Here is a 12,968-nt window from a genome sequence, read left to right as displayed (position 1 = left end):
TTTTTCTCCTTACGAGTATTCGTTAGTTCATTATATTCTCAAAGACTTCTTTTTTCAGCAAGCAGACTGTATCAACAAAAAAAGTTACATTCACAAAAAAACTCAAAACTAAATAAAATAACTACCCACAAATTAATACAATCCATTTCCCTCTATCTTCAAAGTATTACACCGTCTCACTATCCTGAGCCACACCAACACTATCCTCAAACTTATCCAACAAAGCACGCACCTCATCAGTCGATTTCGTACTCATCAATTGATTTCTCAATTCAGCAGCTCCAGGGAAGCCTTTTACATAAATTTTGAAGAAGCGGTGAAGCCCTGTGATTGAGCGTGGCAGTACTTCTGCATATTGATCTTGAAGATCAAGTTGTAGTCTTAAAAGATCTAGATGTTCTTTACTGCTATGCTCTCTTGGCTCTTTTTCAAACGCAAATGGATTTTTGAAGATGCCTCTTCCGATCATTACGCCATCAATGCCGTATTTTTCAGCAAGTTCCAGCCCCATTTTACGATCAAGGATGTCTCCATTGATTGTTATTAACGTATTTGGCGCAATACGGTCACGTAATTTTTTTATTTCCGGAATTAGTTCCCAGTGCGCATCTACTTGGCTCATTTCTTCTCTTGTGCGTAAATGAATAGAAAGGTTCGCAATATCTTGTTTGAAGATGTGCGTTAACCAATCTTCCCACTCGCTTAACTCTTTAAAGCCAAGTCTTGTTTTTACGCTGACAGGTAGTCCGCCCGCTTTTGCTGCTTGAATAAGTTCTGCTGCAACGTCTGGACGTAGAATAAGGCCACTACCTTTCCCTCTTGATGCTACATTCGGTACTGGGCAACCCATATTAATATCGATGCCTTTAAATCCTAGTTCTGCCATACCGATACTCATTTGACGGAAGTATTCGGGATTGTCTCCCCAAATATGTGCTACCATCGGTTGTTCATCTTCTGTAAAAATTAAACGGCCACGTACACTTTTCATACCTTCTGGATGGCAATAGCTATCCGAGTTTGTAAACTCTGTGAAGAATACGTCCGGACGACCAGCTTCACTTACTACGTGACGGAAAACAACGTCTGTCACATCTTCCATTGGTGCAAGTACGAAAAATGGTCGTGGTAATTCACGCCAAAAATTATCTATCATTTCAAATTCAAATCCTCTCACTATGAATACAATTTCAAAATCTAAATTTATAATTTGTGAAAATCAGCAATATTTATTTTAACTAAAATCGCTTATGAATGGTATTTTTGTAAACCAAAAAGCAGGTGGTATAGATTTTTTCTATATCAACTGCTTTCCTATTATACTAACTTAAGCCAAGCCACACACTCCACATGCGTCGTATGCGGGAACATATCAACAGGTTGTACTTCCTGTGTTTTATATCCGCCTTCTTCTAGTACTTTTAAATCACGTGCTAATGTTGCTGGGTTACACGATACGTATACGACGCGGTTTGGCTTCATGTCGATGATTGTGTTTAGTAATGCTTCATCACAGCCTTTACGCGGTGGGTCTACGACCATTGTGTCGGCGATTACGCCTTCTTTGTACCATTTTGGAATAACTACTTCTGCTTCTCCTACGCCAAATTCAGCGTTTGTCATGTTGTTTAGTGCTGCGTTTCGGTTTGCGTCTTCAATTGCTTCTGGGACGATTTCAACGCCGTACACTTTTTTCGCTTTTTGCGCTAGGAATAACGAGATTGATCCGATTCCGCAATAGGCATCGATTACTGTTTCGTTACCATTTAATTTTGCGTATTCTAACGTTTTATCGTATAGCACTTTCGTTTGTTCTGGGTTTACTTGATAGAATGAACGTGCTGAAATCGCAAATTTAATGTCACCGATAAAGTCATAAATATATTCTGATCCGTACAGTACTGTCGTTTTGTCTCCGAAAATTACATTCGTACGCTTCGTATTTACGTTTTGAACAATCGATTTTACTTCTGGGAATTTCGCTGCAATTTCTTCAATGATTGCTTTTTTGTTCGGCAATTCTGCTGTACGCGTAATGAAGACAAGCATAATTTCCCCTGTTACTTGCCCGTAACGAGCCATTACGTGACGAAGTGTTCCTTTGTTACGCTCTTCGTTGTACGCAGTGATACCGTGCTTTTCACAAATACGTTTTACTTCTTGAATTAATGTATCGTTTTCTTCTGCCTGAATTAAGCATGATTCCATATTAATGATGTCATGCGTTCCTTGGCGATAGAAACCAGCTACAAGTCCGCCTTCACGTTCTCCGATTGGTACTTGTGCTTTATTACGGTATACCCACGGATTCTTCATGCCAAGTACAGGATGAACAGGAACATCAGCTAGTCCTCCGATACGCTGCATAACGTCACGTACTTGTTTTTCTTTCGCTTGTAATTGTCCTTCATAAGTTAAGTGCTGAAGCTGACAACCGCCGCACTGATTATATACTGGGCATTCAGCATCTTTACGATATGGACTTTCTGTATGAAGCTTCATTAAACGACCAAATGCGAAGTTTTTCTTCACTTTAATAATTTTAATTTGCGCTTCTTCACCTGGTAATCCGTTTTTAACGAAAATAGGATAGCCTTTTACTTTCGCAACACCGGCACCATCATGTGTTAAATCTTCAAATACTACATCTATAAACTCGTTTTTCTCAACTGGTGGCGTCATTTTAGTACTCATTTTCCGACCTCTCTTTTTCATAACACTGCGTTACATTTTATCATACTTATATGGTCTTTTTCTATTGGAAGAAAAAAAGCTATTGACGATACTTCTCTGTTAATGTTACGCTACTACTAATTTAATACGGACGATGTTACCTCATATATACTTGATAATATGGATCGAGAGTTTCTACCCGGCAACCTTAAATTGCTGGACTATGGGGAAAACTAATGAATATTAGCCTATGCGCAAAAAAGGACTCATATTGATTAGCTTTCTCTCATAGATGAAAGTGAATCCATATGGGTCTTTTTTTATTTTTCTAAAAGGTCAGACATCTTACGTATGACATAAAACCTCGTTCTTTTATTTTTAGTAATATAACGAGCGTTTTATGTACAAACTTTATACGAACTTCTGAAAGGGGCAACTACATGCAATATGTAATGAGCATTATCGGTATTCTTGCCGTGTTAGGTTTATGTTTTGCTTTGTCAAACAACAAAAGTAAAATCAACTTCCGTGCAATTGCAATTATGATTGGTTTCCAAATTTTAATCGGTTGGTTTATGTTTGCTACAAAGGTTGGTCAACAAATCATTATTTTCATTAGTAAAGTTTTCAACAAACTAATTAAACTTGGTACGACAGGTGTCGATTTTCTCTTTAATGGAATTCACAGAGATTTTGTCTTTTTCTTAAACGTATTATTAATTATCGTATTTTTCTCAGCACTACTTTCAATCTTTAGTTATTTAGGTGTTTTACCATTCATCGTTCGTGTTGTCGGCGGTGCAATTTCAAAAATTACTGGTTTGCCACGCGTTGAGTCATTCCACGCAGTAAACTCTGTATTCTTCGGTTCAAGTGAAGCGTTAATCGTTATTAAAAACGATTTACAGCATTTCAATAAAAACCGTATGTTTATCATTTGTTGTTCTGCGATGAGCTCCGTTTCTGCTTCTGTTACAGCATCATACGTAATGATGTTAGATGCAAAATACGTGCTAGCAGCTCTTCCGCTAAATTTATTCTCAAGCTTAATCGTTTGTTCGTTATTAACACCAGTTGATACGAAAAAAGAAGATGAAGTGATTCAGAAATTTGATAGAACTCTATTCGGAGACAGCTTTATCGGCGCAATGATTAACGGTGCGCTTGATGGTTTAAAAGTCGCTGGTATCGTTGCCGCATTAATGATCGCCTTTATCGGTGTGATGGAAGTTGTAAACTACGTAATTAGTGCAGCTTCAGGCGCAATGGGACATGCTGTTACTTTACAACAAATCTTCGGTTACGTACTTTCTCCATTCGCATTCTTAATGGGTATTCCAACTCAAGATATTATCCCAGCTGGTGGTATTATGGGTACGAAGATTGTTTTAAATGAGTTTGTAGCAATCCTTGATTTAAAAGACACAGCTACAACATTAGCTCCACGTACAGTTGGAATCGTTACAGTATTCTTAATTAGCTTCGCAAGTATTAGCCAAATTGGTGCAATCGTTGGTACAATCCGTGCCCTTTCTGAAAAACAAGGAAGCGTTGTTTCTAAATTTGGTTGGAAAATGCTATTTGCATCAACACTTGCTTCTATTTTATCTGCGACAATCGCTGGATTGTTTATTTAATAAAAAATCACCTTACTTTAACGAGTAAGGTGATTTTTTTGATTCTTTATGAAATCGAACGGAATTCGACTACTTCCTCGTTACTAATAAGTTTTCCTTCGTGTATGCCTTTTACTGAAATAACCATAACAGATTTATCTTCTCCTTCAAGCTTTCCTAAAGAGAATAAATAGATTAAATTTTCTTTTTGTAACATCCATTGTTTTCCATTTACTCGACCTAATATTCTTTTTTCTGAAGATGGCTTTATTTCTCCAACATACTGACATTCTCCAAAAGAAGTTTTTATTATATTCTTCTCTGTATCAATTACTAGATGCTGGAATAGTTCTAGGTTTCTACTTGAAACAATTTCAATTTCATGGTTACTTTTTTGCTTAAATTGAATTTTTCCATCACTTGTATTAGATAAACTACTATTCTCAACGGCGTTTCTAAAAAAGTTATATTCTTCTTCTGTAATACCAAAGTTAGGATGATACGGCTTCACCTGTTTATCTATATGCCCTGATATGTAGTTTACGTACCACTCTTTATCATTCTTCACATGATCACTCATCTTTTTAGTAATAACCTCTACTTTTTTACGTGTATCACGATCCATCTCTAGTGTCATGATATCCGCCGTCACTTCCGCATTCATAAGATGCGATGGAATATACTCTTCCACACTATTCGCTTTACTCACTTCACTTTGGCAACCAACTATAAATAGTGAAATGAAAAAGATATATATTATTTTTTTATATTTCATTTCTATTCTCCACTCCATACATTATTCTTACTTAGTTTTATAGCGGTTTTTATTATAGTATAAAATCTTTATATTTTAATAAAATCCATATCTGTATGCGAAATTGCATATTAATAAGTCTTCTTCTTACTTTAAAATTAGCTTAAATCACTTTCCAAATTATACAAATAACAAGTTTAAAATGTTATAATTTTCAAAAAACCATTGGAGGATATTATGAAAGCCCACGCAATTTTCGATTTCTTACATTTACTAGTCTTAACGCTGAAAAGCTATTATGTATGGGGAATGCCTATCTATGTCTTCGTTATTCCTCTTATCTTTGTAGTCGGTTATATTATTATTAATTCTAATAAGAAACAAAAAAATACATCTATTCAAAGTCACTAATCTATTACCTTAATAGCCTCCTAAAAATCATATTCCCCTCATTTTCTTCAAATGATATGATGAACAAGGGTATATCCCCACCACTCTTATAGCGGTGGGGATTTTAATGTCAATATGCAACATACTACACAATAGAAGGTGATTTTCATGAGAAAATACGCAGCAATTGCTTTATGTACGTCTGCCATTCTAGCAGGCTGTAATACTAACAATGTAAGTCCAGAACCTAAAAAAGAGAAAACGGCTCAAGGGATTAAGAAACAAGAAGAGACTGTGCAAGAACAAGGTAAAATCTCATATAATGCAGTTACACACGAATCTACAAACACAAGTATTCATATTACAGACATAAAAGATTCTTTAAATGAAGTACAATATAAAATTTGGCGCACAGCTGATGGCAAGGAAAGTGCTAAATTTTTTTCTTCTAAAGAAAAAGAGAAACAATTCACACTTCCTTTTGATATAAAGGAATTTGGAGGAAAACGCGGTGAGTTCCAAATTGAAGCAATAGGAATGAAAGAAGATGGGAAAACAATCCCGCTTACGAAATCTACTATTACTTTCGAACAAAAGGTTCCTGTTCTTATGTATCACGCAATTGATGATTATCATGGTCAAGGTATTAAAGACTTATTCGTATCACCAGCTAACTTTGAAGCACAAATGAAACATTTAAAGGACAATGGTTATACGCTGTTAACGTTTGAACGCTGGGGCGATATAAATAAAGTAAATAAGCCGATTTTCGTTACATTTGATGACGGTATGAAAAATAATATGAATGCATTTCGCGTTTTACAAAAGCTAAAAGATGATACTTTTAAACCGGCAGCAACAGAATATATGATTGTTGATAACGTTGATGTAGAAGGAGCATTGTCTACTTCTGAAATAAAAGAAATGGTTGATTCCGGCATTTTCTCGGTGCAATCTCATACTGCAACACATGCAGACTTGCCGAAAATTACAAACTATGAGGAAGAGTTAAAAGGTTCAAAAGAAAAGCTAGAAAAAATAACAGGTAAGCCTGTTATCGCGATTGCTTATCCATTCGGTCATGTAGATGATAAGGTTGTTGCAGAAACGAAGAAGTATTATCAATTTGCGACGACGACAAAGCCTGGGCAATTCATTACGAAGGGTGAACCTGATGAATTGTTAAAGATGAAGCGCGTTCGTATACACCATACAACGACTGTAGAGCAGTTTGCTTCTTCAATTAAGTAAATGTAAGAGCTCAATACATTTTGAGCTCTCTTTTTACTTTATATTTATATATATTTTTAGAATTTTCTTGTATTATATATAGTAAGAAATCTTTCAAATTAAAGGAGATTATACATATGTCATTTGAACAAACGTTAGAGAAATATGCTGCTCTTGCAGTTAATGTTGGTGTTAATATTCAACCTGGACAAACTTTATCAATTAGTGCACCTCTTGAAGCTGTACAATTTGTACGCCTCGTTACAGAGAAAGCATATAAATCTGGTGCAAAACACGTATATGTGGATTGGAATGATGAGACGTTAACACGCTTAAAGTTCGATCTAGCTCCTGAAGAAGCTTTCTCTGAATTCCCTTCTTGGAAAGCACATGCTCGTGAAGAATTAGCAAAAGAAGGCGCTGCATTTATGTCTATCTATGCAGAAAACCCTGATTTATTAAAAGGTGTAGAAGCAACACGTATCGCAACAGCTCATAAAGTAGCTGGAGAAGCGATGAAAGTATACCGTGATTACGTACAAGCCGATAAAGTAAGCTGGTGTGTAATTTCTGTTCCTACGAAAGAATGGGCTGCGAAAGTATTCCCTGACGTAGCGCCAGAAGAACAAGAAGCAAAGTTATGGGATGCTATTTTCAAAGCTACTCGTGCTGATTTAGAAAATCCTGTAGAAGCATGGAAAGAACATGATGAAACATTACATACAAAAGTGGATTACTTAAACGAAAAGCATTATAAAGCTCTTCACTATACAGGTCCTGGAACAGATTTAACAATCGAACTTCCAGAAAAACATGTATGGGCTGGTGCTGGTAGCTTAAATGAAAAGAACGTACCATTTATGGCTAATATTCCAACTGAAGAAGTATTTACAATGCCACTTAAAACAGGTGTAAACGGCCAAGTTTCTAGTACAAAACCGTTAGTATTTGCAGGTAATATTATCGATAATTTCACGTTAACATTTGAAAACGGACGTATCGTAGACTATAAAGCTGAAGCTGGTGAAGAAGCTTTAAAACATTTAGTAGAAACAGATGAAGGTTCTCACTTCTTAGGAGAAGTAGCTTTAGTACCTCATGACTCACCAATTTCAAACACAAATGTTTTATTCTACAATACACTATTTGACGAAAATGCATCTTGCCACCTTGCAATCGGAAATGCTTATGCATTTAACTTAGTTGGCGGAAAAACAATGTCTAAAGAAGAACTTGCTGAAAACGGCGCAAACGCTAGTATTACACACAACGACTTCATGATTGGATCCGCTGAGCTTGATATCGATGGTATTACAGCTGATGGCAGACATGAGCCTATCTTCCGTAAAGGTAACTGGGCATTTTAATAAAGTGAAACTTTAATCAGCCCTCACCAATTGGGCTTTTACGGGCAGCCCGATCCCCCACCTAACTTCTTTGCTTTCGCTGAATTTTGAGGTAGAGGTCTTACTGCCCGGAAAATAGCGGGATAAAAGTAAAGGCTATCTCCCACACAGGAAGATAGCCTTTTATGATGCCGATGAAACCTTAAGACCAATGACACCCAAAACAATAAAGAGAATACAAAATGCTTGGAATAAGCTAATATGCTCTTTAAAAAAGTACACACTAATGATTGTAATAAGTAACGTTCCAACGCCAGACCAAATGGCATAAGCAATACTTAAATGAATCTTTTTAACGACGATAGCAAATACGCTGAAACAAATTCCATAAAATACGAAAATAAGTACACTTGGAACGAGCTTTGTTAAACCATTTGATAGTTTCATTGCGATTGTTCCAGCTACTTCAAAAATAATTGTAACAAGTAATAATAGCCAATATACCATACTAGAATCTCCTTCTCTGTTACCTTATAGAGATTCTAGTATACTACTTATAGTCCTAATGAAATATATTTAATTTCTAAATATTCCTCGATGCCGAAATGGCCTCCTTCACGGCCGATACCACTTTCTTTAAATCCACCGAATGGTGCTTGTGCAACTGATGGAAGACCATCGTTTAGACCGATAATACCGTACTCTAACGCTTCACTAATTTGGAATGCTTGGCTAATGTCTTTCGTGAAAATATACGCAGCTAAACCGTATGGTGTATTATTTGCACGTTCGATTACTTCATCAACTGTTTTAAATTTCGCAACTGGTGCCACTGGCCCAAATGTTTCTTCATTCATACAAAGCATCGTATCATTTGCCAACCCAATTACAGTCGGTTGAATGAAATGTCCCTCTAACTCTGCGACCTTTTGACCACCATATAAAACTGTTCCACCTTTTTGAATAGCATCTTCAATATGTTCTTGTACTTTTGAAACTGCATTCTCATCAATAAGTGGCCCGACAGTCGTTCCGTCACCGAAACCGTCTCCTACTTTCAAGTGCCCTACTGCCTTTTGGAACTTCTCTACAAATACTTCGTATACTTCTTCTTGAACGAATACTCGGTTTGTACATATACACGTTTGTCCTGCATTACGGAATTTCGAACCAATCACCGCTTCTACTGCTTTATCTAAATCTGCATCATTCATTACGATAAACGGAGCGTGTCCCCCTAACTCAAGCGAAACTTTTTTCATCGTTTGCGCCGCACTAGCCATTAACTCTTTCCCGATTTCCGTTGACCCTGTAAAGGACACTTTTCGAACGCGACCATCTTCCATCCATGTATCAGCAATTGCTTTTGCACTACCTGTTACGATATTGATTACGCCCTTTGGAATATCTGCTTCATGGGCTAATTCAGCTAATTTCAATGCAGTTAATGGCGTTTGACTTGCCGGTTTCACAACGGCTGTACAGCCTGCTGCAAGCGCTGGGGCTACCTTTCTCGTAATCATAGCAGCTGGGAAGTTCCAAGGTGTAATAGCTGCCATAACGCCAACTGGTTGCTTCATAACTAAAATGCGCTTATTCGGATGAGAAGCAGGAATCATTTCACCGTATACGCGTTTCCCCTCTTCTGCATACCATTCAACAAAACTGTTTGCATAATTTACTTCACCAAGCGCTTCTGCAAACGGCTTTCCTTGTTCCTTCGTCATAATCGCTGCGATCTCTTCTTTATTTTCATCAATAAGCGTAAACCACTTTTTTAACTTCGTGGCACGATCTGCTGCCGTTAACTTAGACCACGTTTTAAAAGCTTCATGCGCAGCATCAACAGCTTGCTTTGCCTCTGTTACTCCGCCTTTTGGTACAGTTGCAAATATTTCCTTCGTCGCAGGATTATTTACTTCAATTTGTTCTTGTAGTGTAATCCACTCACCATTTATATACATCGCCTTTTTATCTATACTCACGAAAGTCGCCTTTTTATCCAATGTTTTCTTCCTCCTCTATGAACTTCTTAATTTTCCTAGTAGCAGCAGATTGACTAATTTGCAAAAACTCAGCCACTTTATAACTTGATCCATACGTTTTATACGCTTTAAGAATAATATTTCTCTCTACCTCTTCCAGCATTTTATAAAGACTTTGCCCTGATTGTTCAACTGCAGCCTCTTGCATAGAGAGTGGCAAATCCTCTACCGTTACAACATCATCGACAGTAATAACAATTCTCTCAATTACATTCTCTATTTCTCTATTGTTTCCTTCCCACGGATATCCGACAAACATTTGTAACGTACTCGGCGCTAGTTTCACATCACGTCCGTACTTTTTATTAAAGTGCTGCAAGTAATAATAAATAAGCGGCAAAATATCTTCTGTTCTCTCCCTAAGCGGGGGAATTGCAATTGGAATAACATTCAAACGATAGTATAAATCTTTCCGAAATGTTCCTTGTTTCACCATCTCGCTTAAATCTCTATTTGTTGCCGCCACAATTCGAACATCTACTTTTTTTAATTCTCTTCCGCCTATAGGACGAAATGTTTTTTCTTGCAATACTTGCAAAAGCTTCGCTTGAATTTCAATCGGCATTTCACCGATTTCATCTAAAAAAAGAGTTCCTTTATGCGCGGATTCTAATAGTCCCTTTTTCCCTTCACGATTCGCACCTGTAAAAGATCCACCTGAATATCCAAAGAGCTCCGATTCAATTAAATTAGTTGGCAATGCCGCACAATTAATTTCATAGAAACTTTCATTCTTACGGTGACTCACTTCATGTAAATGGCGTACTAATCGGCTTTTTCCTACTCCAGTCTCGCCTAAAACGAGAACAGTACTATCCACTACAGATACTTTTTTGATTGTATCGACTATTTTTTGCATAGCTAGACTTTTAAAAATAAGTCCTTCATGCTCATATGTTTCTCTTAATTCTTTTTTATATGTTTTTAGCTGATTATCCATTTCCTCTACCTTTTGACGTAATTGATAGAGTTCAGTAAGGTCGCGAGAATAACTAATCACTCTTCTTAAATTTCCCTCATCATCAAAAACAGGCCTTGTACGAACGTGTAAATACTCTCCTGATTTTGTAGTTTGAACGAGTTCAATTGGCCTCTTTTTTTCAATCACTTCTAATGTCGCTGATGGATAAAAGATTCCATCCTTTTGTAGTTCTTTTACATGCTTACCAACTAACTCTTCTGCAGCTAGTTGGTAGTGCCTTTCACATGTACTATTTACACGCACAACGATCCCTTGCTCATCTGTAACAAAAATTTCGTCAAACGCATATTCAAATACATCTTTTAAATCCATTAACACTCGTTCCTTTTCTGCAACCATCCTAGCCACCCCTAACTTCAAATACATCGATCCACTTCACTACCTTTATTATAAAGTGAATTTTCTGCATTTAATATAGAGTCAGCTAGAATGTTTGCTATTTATACTTCCGTTTTTAAACGCGAGCGATGTTCGTTTGCTCATAACAAGCTTGCAATGATTCTTCAATTATTGTTAAACCTTCTTCAAGTTGATCATCTGTAATAACTAAAGGCATTAACACACGGATAACATTTCCATATGTTCCTGCTGATAATAACAGTAACCCGCGCTTATTTGCTTCTGCACATAGATTAGCCGTTAACGTTTTGTCAGGTGCTTTCGTCTTACGATCTTGAACGACCTCAAATGCACACATTGCTCCTAACCCACGCACATCACCAATGCAATGATATTTATTTTTCATCTCTTCGAATCGGTTCATTACGACTTTTCCTAATTCTATCGCTCTATCATTTAATTTCTCATTTTCTATTACATCGAGAACAGCTAAGGCAGCCGCACATCCTAATGGACTTCCTGCATACGTTCCACCGAGTTCACCTGGTGCAGATTCATTCATAATTTCTTTACGTCCAATGACACCACTTATCGGTACACCAGCCCCTAATGATTTAGACACTGTAATTAAATCTGGAACGACATCATAATGATCAATTGCAAAATATTTTCCTGTACGACTAAAGCCTGTTTGTATTTCATCCGCTACAAATAAGATGCCGTTCTCTGAACAAATGCGACGTACTTCTTGAACAAATTTCTTACTTGGGACGATAAATCCACCTTCCCCTTGAACAGGTTCCATTACAACAGCTGCAATTGTTTCTGGTGCTACTTCCGATATGAAGAAGTTCTTAAACTCTTCAATAATAAAATCATCATACTGCTCTTCCGTTAATCCCTCTGGGCGACGGTATTCGTATGGAAATGGCGCTTTATATACTTCTGGAGCAAAGGGACCAAACCCAAATTTATATGGCTTCACTTTACTTGTCATCGTCATTGTCATTAATGTACGCCCGTGGAAACCTTTAGAAAATGCGATAATACCAGGTCTCTTCGTATATTTACGAGCGATTTTCACCGCGTTCTCAACTGCTTCTGCACCACTATTTAAAAATAGGACTTGCTTATCGAAACTTCCTGGTGCCAATGCCGCAAGCTTTTCCGCTAATTCAATATATGGCTCATACATCATGACATTAAATCCAGTATGAATGTATTGATCGACTTGTTTATGGAGCGCCTCTTTAACCGTTGGATGACAATGTCCTACGTTAATTGTCCCGATTGCTCCTGCAAAATCAATGTACTGATTGCCATCAACATCTGTTACAAGAGCACCATTTGCAGATTGTACAAACGTTGGGATGCCGTTACTTACTCCTTTTGGTACTATATTTTGACGGCGTTCCAATAAAGATGCCGCTTTCGGTCCTGGAATTTGTTCATTTACTTTAGCAAATTTTTTTGTATTCATTGCGTACCCCATCCTTTTCTTTACATTGTTTTCTCTTCTTATTGCAAAATATATGCCAACTTTCTTTTCTAGCATTTATCCTATATTCTTTGTATCCAGGCATAAAAAATAAG

Annotated in this window: 11 protein-coding genes and 1 riboswitch; of the genes, 4 read left to right on the top strand and 7 right to left on the bottom strand. The window is 37.0% G+C overall.

The window, feature by feature from the left end; translation table 11 throughout:
- Window positions 1–166 precede the first annotated feature (166 nt).
- Entirely contained in the window at window positions 167–1,156 is a 990-nt protein-coding gene (locus QCI81_RS16225; protein WP_000566708.1) for a tRNA dihydrouridine synthase, read from the bottom strand.
- 161 nt (window positions 1,157–1,317) lie between these two features.
- Window positions 1,318–2,694 (bottom strand): 23S rRNA (uracil(1939)-C(5))-methyltransferase RlmD, encoded by a 1,377-nt coding sequence (rlmD, locus tag QCI81_RS16220; protein WP_000105019.1) that lies wholly within the window; start codon window positions 2,692–2,694, stop codon window positions 1,318–1,320.
- A 121-nt stretch (window positions 2,695–2,815) separates the two neighbouring features.
- Window positions 2,816–2,917, top strand: a riboswitch (purine riboswitch).
- Window positions 2,918–3,113: 196 nt separating this feature from the next.
- On the opposite strand from rlmD, the gene QCI81_RS16215 reads away from it, so the two are divergent.
- Complete coding sequence (locus QCI81_RS16215; RefSeq protein WP_001200494.1) at window positions 3,114–4,310, top strand: NupC/NupG family nucleoside CNT transporter; 1,197 nt, start codon at window positions 3,114–3,116, stop codon at window positions 4,308–4,310.
- A 46-nt stretch (window positions 4,311–4,356) separates the two neighbouring features.
- On the opposite strand, the gene QCI81_RS16210 is transcribed toward QCI81_RS16215, so the two are convergent.
- Window positions 4,357–5,064, bottom strand: coding sequence for a hypothetical protein (locus tag QCI81_RS16210; protein ID WP_353810850.1), 708 nt, complete (start codon window positions 5,062–5,064; stop codon window positions 4,357–4,359).
- A gap of 216 nt (window positions 5,065–5,280) precedes the next feature.
- Between QCI81_RS16210 and QCI81_RS16205 the strand changes: the two genes are divergently transcribed.
- From QCI81_RS16205 to QCI81_RS16195, 3 genes are all read left to right on the top strand, one after another.
- Window positions 5,281–5,454: a hypothetical protein gene (locus QCI81_RS16205; protein ID WP_000643594.1), complete on the top strand. Its 174-nt coding sequence runs from the start codon at window positions 5,281–5,283 to the stop codon at window positions 5,452–5,454.
- Between the two features lie 147 nt (window positions 5,455–5,601).
- Window positions 5,602–6,684 carry a polysaccharide deacetylase family protein gene (locus tag QCI81_RS16200; protein ID WP_001233710.1) on the top strand — a complete coding sequence of 361 codons (1,083 nt, stop codon included), beginning with the start codon at window positions 5,602–5,604 and terminating at the stop codon, window positions 6,682–6,684.
- Between the two features lie 116 nt (window positions 6,685–6,800).
- Window positions 6,801–8,030, top strand: coding sequence for an aminopeptidase (locus QCI81_RS16195; RefSeq protein WP_000007372.1), 1,230 nt, complete (start codon window positions 6,801–6,803; stop codon window positions 8,028–8,030).
- A 162-nt stretch (window positions 8,031–8,192) separates the two neighbouring features.
- Here QCI81_RS16195 and QCI81_RS16190 read toward each other — a convergent pair whose 3' ends face one another.
- The 4 genes from QCI81_RS16190 to gabT all read right to left on the bottom strand — a co-directional run bounded on the left by QCI81_RS16190 (window position 8,193) and on the right by gabT (window position 12,855).
- A complete protein-coding gene (locus QCI81_RS16190; RefSeq protein ID WP_000263262.1) occupies window positions 8,193–8,516 on the bottom strand; it encodes a DMT family transporter in 324 nt (107 codons plus the stop codon).
- A gap of 47 nt (window positions 8,517–8,563) precedes the next feature.
- Complete coding sequence (gene gabD, locus QCI81_RS16185; protein WP_063546285.1) at window positions 8,564–10,015, bottom strand: NADP-dependent succinate-semialdehyde dehydrogenase; 1,452 nt, start codon at window positions 10,013–10,015, stop codon at window positions 8,564–8,566.
- On the bottom strand, window positions 10,008–11,375 hold the full coding sequence (locus QCI81_RS16180) for a sigma-54 interaction domain-containing protein (protein ID WP_071731339.1): 1,368 nt from the start codon (window positions 11,373–11,375) through the stop codon (window positions 10,008–10,010). The genes gabD and QCI81_RS16180 overlap by 8 nt, the downstream gene beginning before the upstream one ends.
- Window positions 11,376–11,490: 115 nt before the next feature.
- Entirely contained in the window at window positions 11,491–12,855 is a 1,365-nt protein-coding gene (gabT, locus tag QCI81_RS16175) for a 4-aminobutyrate--2-oxoglutarate transaminase (protein ID WP_063546281.1), read from the bottom strand.
- Window positions 12,856–12,968 lie beyond the last annotated feature (113 nt).

Source organism: Bacillus cereus group sp. MG20, from assembly GCF_040459885.1.
Classification (GTDB): Bacteria; Bacillota; Bacilli; order Bacillales; family Bacillaceae_G; genus Bacillus_A; species Bacillus_A cereus.
This window is presented reverse-complemented; position numbering and strand designations above follow the sequence as displayed.

What these genes read in the sequence shown, in the direction of transcription:
- QCI81_RS16225 (WP_000566708.1), bottom strand. Translation starts at nt 1,156, where the DNA reads ATGATAGATAATTTTTGGCGTGAATTACCACGACCATTTTTCGTACTT.
- rlmD (WP_000105019.1), bottom strand. Translation starts at nt 2,694, where the DNA reads ATGAGTACTAAAATGACGCCACCAGTTGAGAAAAACGAGTTTATAGAT.
- QCI81_RS16215 (WP_001200494.1), top strand. Translation starts at nt 3,114, where the DNA reads ATGCAATATGTAATGAGCATTATCGGTATTCTTGCCGTGTTAGGTTTA.
- QCI81_RS16210 (WP_353810850.1), bottom strand. Translation starts at nt 5,064, where the DNA reads ATGAAATATAAAAAAATAATATATATCTTTTTCATTTCACTATTTATA.
- QCI81_RS16205 (WP_000643594.1), top strand. Translation starts at nt 5,281, where the DNA reads ATGAAAGCCCACGCAATTTTCGATTTCTTACATTTACTAGTCTTAACG.
- QCI81_RS16200 (WP_001233710.1), top strand. Translation starts at nt 5,602, where the DNA reads ATGAGAAAATACGCAGCAATTGCTTTATGTACGTCTGCCATTCTAGCA.
- QCI81_RS16195 (WP_000007372.1), top strand. Translation starts at nt 6,801, where the DNA reads ATGTCATTTGAACAAACGTTAGAGAAATATGCTGCTCTTGCAGTTAAT.
- QCI81_RS16190 (WP_000263262.1), bottom strand. Translation starts at nt 8,516, where the DNA reads ATGGTATATTGGCTATTATTACTTGTTACAATTATTTTTGAAGTAGCT.
- QCI81_RS16180 (WP_071731339.1), bottom strand. Translation starts at nt 11,375, where the DNA reads ATGGTTGCAGAAAAGGAACGAGTGTTAATGGATTTAAAAGATGTATTT.
- gabT (WP_063546281.1), bottom strand. Translation starts at nt 12,855, where the DNA reads ATGAATACAAAAAAATTTGCTAAAGTAAATGAACAAATTCCAGGACCG.